The 5486-nt window shown below is 65.7% G+C and carries 4 protein-coding genes and 1 pseudogene; all 5 read right to left on the reverse strand.

Going from position 1 to position 5486, the window contains the following annotated elements; all coding sequences use genetic code 11:
• On the reverse strand, positions 1-288 hold a 288-nt coding region (locus tag QZT63_RS08450; protein WP_290650278.1), incomplete at its 3' end, for a hypothetical protein.
• A 432-nt stretch (positions 289-720) separates the two neighbouring features.
• The gene (locus QZT63_RS08455; RefSeq protein WP_290650280.1) at positions 721-2607 is read right to left on the reverse strand and encodes an SEC-C metal-binding domain-containing protein; all 1887 of its coding nucleotides are present in this window, start codon (positions 2605-2607) and stop codon (positions 721-723) included.
• A gap of 451 nt (positions 2608-3058) precedes the next feature.
• A complete protein-coding gene (locus QZT63_RS08460; protein ID WP_290650282.1) occupies positions 3059-4492 on the reverse strand; it encodes an MBL fold metallo-hydrolase in 1434 nt (477 codons plus the stop codon).
• A gap of 229 nt (positions 4493-4721) precedes the next feature.
• Positions 4722-5225, reverse strand: coding sequence for a transcription/translation regulatory transformer protein RfaH (rfaH, locus tag QZT63_RS08465; protein WP_290650284.1), 504 nt, complete (start codon positions 5223-5225; stop codon positions 4722-4724).
• Positions 5226-5277: 52 nt separating this feature from the next.
• A pseudogene (locus QZT63_RS08470) lies at positions 5278-5486 on the reverse strand (RNA-binding protein); the annotation flags it as partial.

Consider the following 5486-nt stretch of genomic DNA (forward strand, 5'->3'; position numbering starts at 1 on the left):
ATCGTCAACTTCGCCTTCCGAATCCTCTTCCTCGCCCTCCTCATCAGCAAGGTCTTCGCGTTCGAATTCGCTGTCCATTAGCTCGTCGTCCTCAACGGCTTCCTGGTCCGTCTTGAAGTCTTCCTCTTCCACCTCAACGCTGTCCGGTGGTGGGCTTCCTTCCACCACGGGCGTAACGCCCCCGGCCTGAGACCCGCCAATCGTGTCGTCCGCGGCCACAGTGCCAGTCAACGTTGCAACACACACAAGCGTTCCCAGCGTAGCGAGGCCTGACTGTCCTAGTCGCATATGTTCCTCCTCGAGCCTGGCTCTTTGGACATGCGGCTCTAGGATTTATATACGCAATGGTGTGGGTGGGTGTTCCGTCCGCTTTCATGCGTTTTGCGGTACTGCTTTGACGGCGGATTACGGCTGCGCCCAATCCGCCCTCCTGCGATACACCCCGGGAATGGGTGGGATGTAGGGTGGATTAGCGCAGCGTAATCCACCATTGAACAACCCGCGACCCAGGCGCGCGGTGCGCCGTGGCGGGGCTTTGAGCCGGCGTCGTGGTTGTGAATGGCGTTGAGGTTGTGCGCCTGCGGCGCAGTTTGGTTGACGGCGGATTACGGTTGGGCCTAATCCGCCCTACTTCCTGCGATACACCCCGGTGGCGGGTGGGATGTAGGGTGGATTAGCGCAGCGTAATCCACCATTGAACAACCTGCGGCGCAGACGTCTTCATGCGTGCCGGCTGCGGGTGCGTTCGAGCCACTCGAGGGCGCCGGGGGTGGCTTCCCAGATGGGGCGGACGGCCTCGCGGTGTCTCCAGGCCTGGTGTGCATCATCCTCGCCGGTCATGTACCCCCCATCGTCCCCGGATGGCTTGCGTACGCGCTTGCGCGACAGGAACTCGGCGGCCTGGGGGTGCCTCGCGACCGCCGCCTCCAGGGCGGCGTCGGCTTCGTCGGTCCGCCGCTGCCGCAGTAGCGCCAGCGCCCTGCCAAAGTTGAGCTCCGGCCACATGTCGTCCGGGAACATGGCCGCCAGCGCGATGAGATCCTCGTCGCGACTCTGCTCCAGGTACTGGAGGGCCAGAGACACACGCAGCCCCAGTTCATCGGCGGGGTTGAGCCGGAGCAGCCACTCGGCTGTGTCGCTGGCTTCGTTGGCTTGACCCGTCTCGGCCGAAAACGCCCACAATCGGATGAGACTACGAAGGGCCGAGCGATTATCCGTATCCGCCCAAGGGAGGGTCACTGCGGGTGGGCGCCCCACGGCGGCCTCGATGATCGCCGCCGCACGCTGCAACAGGGGCAGGATCAGGGCGTCACAGACGCTGGGGTCGTCGCCCAGGGGATGATCGAAAACCGCGCTGACAATATCATCGAGGATTTCGATGCTATCCAGGGCATCGCCGTGCGCTTCAATGAAACCAAGCCAGCGCTCCGCCAGGTCCTCCTCCCAGGGCTGCCAGGCATCGTCCAGTACCCGCTCATCAATGGATAGTGGCTTGGGCGGCGCGATCTGCTCGTACCACCGCTTTTCCACCCGAGCAACGGGCTCGGGTGGCCGGAGTGCGGCCCCGTGCGCGAGTGGCTGCGCGGTGTACGCAGGTAATGGCCGGCATCGCGCGCGTTCAATTACGATTTCCAGGCGCTGGATCAACGGGTCCACCCGGCCCACGGCGCTGACCATCGCGGTGGCGGGATCCTCGATCGCCCGGGTCAGAAACGGCATGGGGTGGCTGTCTTCCGGAATCCCTTTGCGCTGCAGCCGACGATGCCAGAAGCGGGCCCGCTCACGGGCCTGCTCGTAGCGCCCGCTGTTGGCCCAGATGGCGACCTCCAGGCTTGCCAAGTCGGGATCGTCCGGGTCGTCGCGCTGGGCGTGCTGGAAGGCCTCCGCTGCGGCGTCGAGATCCCCGGCGTCGGCGCGGATGGCCGCAAGGCGGCCCCAGGCGAGTCCGCGCACCTGCGAACTGGGCAATCGCGAGGTGAGGGTCTCGAGCAAGCGAGTCTTCTTCCTCCAGAAGCCGAGCTCGTCGTACACGTCACACAGCAGATACAGCGCCTCGCCCGCCCCGCGTTCGGAGGGAGCTTGCCCTTTATCCAGATCAAACAGCGGCTCCAGCGCACTAGCGGCCTTCTTCAGGTGGTCTTCCTCCAGGTACCGATGTGCGGCCATCACCAGCGCCAAGGTATCGGCCGTCCCCTTGGCAACCAACACATTCAGGCGCGCCGCGGGCATTTCCCGGACGACCAGGGCGAGCATGGATTCTGAGTCGATCGCGGTCTCCGGAAGTGAAGGCGCGTTGGCGCAGCAGTGCGTGAACTTGCGCCCGGAGCCGCACGGGCAGGGATCGTTTCCCCCTGGCGGGCGAATGGGCTTCGGGCGCAGATCGTTCCCGGGCAGCGGCATGACATTCCACAGCGCCCGCCCCAGGTGCACCGCCAGGGTCGAGCGCATTGCCTCATGCTCGCCACCCTGATATGCGGGCATCATGTAACGCTCCAGGTGCTTCATCAGCCACCGCTGGAAACGCTCCGGGTCTTCATGGCGAAGTGCTTCCTTGACCGCGTCGGTCAGAAGGGATTCCAGATCCAACGGAGCGGTTTCGTCTGGCATGGGGATCACTTTCCTTCTTGGTCGGTATCATTATTGGCGGAGCGATTCGAGCCAAGGATAACGGTTGCCGCATGTTGCGCACAGGCCTCGACCTTGGATGCCCGGTGGCGCGGCAGGGGTTGTGCGCCTGCGGCGCGTTGGTTTGACGGTGCATTACGCTGCGCTAGTGCACCCTACCGCCTTCACCCGGCGTACGGGGGCATCGGCGCGCGTGGGGGGATTAGCGAAGCGTATAGTCATCCACCATCGACCGACCGCCGTCGGCGCATAGCCTGTTGAACGCGGGTGCGGGGCGGCGCCGGGGGGTTGTGCGCCTGCGGCGCGGTGGTTTGACGGTGCATTACGCTGCGCTAATGCACCCTACGCCCTTCGCCCGGCGTACGGGGGCATCGGTGCGCGTAGGGGGGATTAGCGAAGCGTAATCCACCATCCGATGACCGCCGCAGGCACATTACCGCTCGTCGCTGGCCTCTTCGCCCAGACGCACGGTGAGCGGATGGCCGGCCTGTTGCGCCCAGCCTTCCAGCACGCCTTTTAGTGCGCGCTGGGCGTCGGGTTCACCGTGGACGAGGTGGATGACGCTTGGCGGGCGGCGCATGCGGCGGACGAAGCGCAGGAGGTCTTGCTGGTCGGCGTGGGCGGAGTAGCCCGAGATGGTCTCGATGCGCGCGCTGATGGTGTAGCGCTCGCCGTCGAGTTCCACCCAACCGCCGCCGGGGCCGTACTGCTGGATGGCGCGACCGGGGGTGCCGCCGCCCTGGTAGCCGACAAACAGCACGCAGTGGCGCTCGTCGCCGAGCATGCGTTTGAGGTAGTTGACCACGCGACCGCCAACGGCCATGCCGCTCGCGGCAAGCACCACCGCGGGCCGACCGGTGCGCGCGAGGTAGTCGACGGTTTGCAGGTGTTCGTCGTGAGCGTCCACCGTGTAGAGGTTGTCGAAGTCCAGCGGGTGGCGCCCGGCGCGTAGGCGCTTGTGGGCCTCTTTATCCCAGTAGGGTTTAAGCGCGCGGTAGACCTCGGTGAAGCGGGCGGCCAGCGGGGAGTCGACGATGATCTCCAGGTTGCGCCAGTCTGTGCCGTCGCTCTTTGCGGGGGCGGCGTGGATGAGCGCTTCGAGCTCGTAGAGCAATTCCTGGGTGCGGCCGATGCTGAACGCGGGAATGATGACGGTGCCACGGTTGGCGAGGGCGCGGTCGATCGCCGCCTTTAGGCGATGCCGGCGGTCGCTGCGGGGGTCGTGACAGCGATCGCCGTAGGTGCTCTCCAGGACCAGGCGATCACCCTTGTAGGGCGGTTTGGGTGCGGGCAGCAGCGGCGCGTACGGGGCGCCCAGATCGCCGGAGAAGACGATGCGCTCGTTGTGCCCGGCGGCTTTGTCGGCGAGATCCACTTCCACGTAGGCGGAGCCAAGGATATGGCCGGCGCGCTGCAGCCGGATGCGCAGGCGGTGGGCGCTGTCGTCGGCGATGGTGTGCCAGGTGTTGTACTCGAGTGGGACGAGGCGCTCACCGACGGTCTCGAGAAAGCGCCGGATCAGGGCCTGATCGCGGGTGAAGCCGATCCGCAGTGCATCCTCGATGACCAGGGGGAGCAGGCGTGCGGAGGGCACGGAGCAGAGGATCGGCCCCTGGTAGCCGGCGGCGAGCAGGTACGGCAGGCGCCCGATGTGGTCGATATGGACGTGGGTGACCACCAGGGCCATGAGGTCGTCCACCGGGAAGGTGACCTGGTGTTGCTCGAGGGTGTCGTCGCCGATGGCGTCGAGGCCCTGGAACAGCCCACAGTCCACGAGCAGGGCGCGGTCGGGGGTGAGTTGCAGGCGGTGGCAGCTGCCGGTGACGCCGGTGGCGGCGCCGTGGTGGGTGATTGTGGGGAGGTCCATTTCCCGTTTCCTGTGTGGTTGTGCGCAGTTGGCGCGGTTTGTTGACGGTGGATTACGCTTCGCTAATCCACCCTACCTGTCGCAGCGAGATGCCGGGGCGCGGTACGGACCCCGTGTGGGGCTTTGCGCCTGCGGCGCGGTATTTGACGGTGGATTACGCTGCGCTAATCCACCCTACGTCCTACGGCTACGCCCTTCGGTTGGTGGAGGGCGTGATGGCCCCTTGGCCCTATGATCGGGTAATCGCGTGCTCCGGCATGGTGATGTGCTGGGATTGTTGCATGACTTCCAGGAGGATGACCACGCGCTCTTCGCCGGTGCGGGCCAGGAACAAGCCTTCGTGGCCGGCGAACGGGCCTTCGGTGATGCGCACGCGCTCGCGGCGGGCGTAATCGGTGGTGCGCGTGAGCTCAACGTAGCCGGATTCCGGGTCCAGTTGCTCGTGGAGAGCCTGGATCACCGTGGGCGGGACGGGCACCGGATGCGCGCCGAAGCGAACGAGCCCAAGCACACCGCGGGTCGATCGGATCGGCGCCCAGTTTTCATCGACGTCGTCGAGCTCCAGGAAGAGATACCGCGGGAACAGGGATTCGGTAACGGTGACCATGCGCCCGCCGCGCCGGCGGCGTTGCCGAAGCATGGGGCGGAAGACATGGTAACCCTGGTTGTTCAAGTGCTCTTCCGCGCGGGCGTCTTCCTTGGCTTTGCATTGAAGGGCGTACCAGTGCTTCATGGCGAGACTGGCTCCGTTGTTGGTCCGTGTTTGAGCCCATTATGGCATGCTCTCACTCGCTGCTGCGCTTGAAACGGGCGAGCTGTTTGCGGTCGTGCTTGTCGGGGCGTTTCTTGGGCAGGGGAAAGGAGGCGTTCTGGCCCTTGAGCTGCTCGCGGGTGCGTTCGCGCTGCTGCATGCTCTGCTCGGTTTCTTCATAGAGGGTTTCGGCCACCTTTGCGGGGCCGCGCTTGTCGGAGAGGTCGCGCACGATGACGCGAA

Source organism: Aquisalimonas sp., assembly GCF_007120195.1.
Lineage (GTDB): Bacteria > Pseudomonadota > Gammaproteobacteria > Nitrococcales > Aquisalimonadaceae > Aquisalimonas.

Bases quoted from the DNA above. Each gene is read 5' to 3' on its own strand.
- QZT63_RS08455 (WP_290650280.1), bottom strand. From the start codon at position 2,607: ATGCCAGACGAAACCGCTCCGTTGGATCTGGAATCCCTTCTGACCGAC.
- QZT63_RS08460 (WP_290650282.1), bottom strand. From the start codon at position 4,492: ATGGACCTCCCCACAATCACCCACCACGGCGCCGCCACCGGCGTCACC.
- rfaH (WP_290650284.1), bottom strand. From the start codon at position 5,225: ATGAAGCACTGGTACGCCCTTCAATGCAAAGCCAAGGAAGACGCCCGC.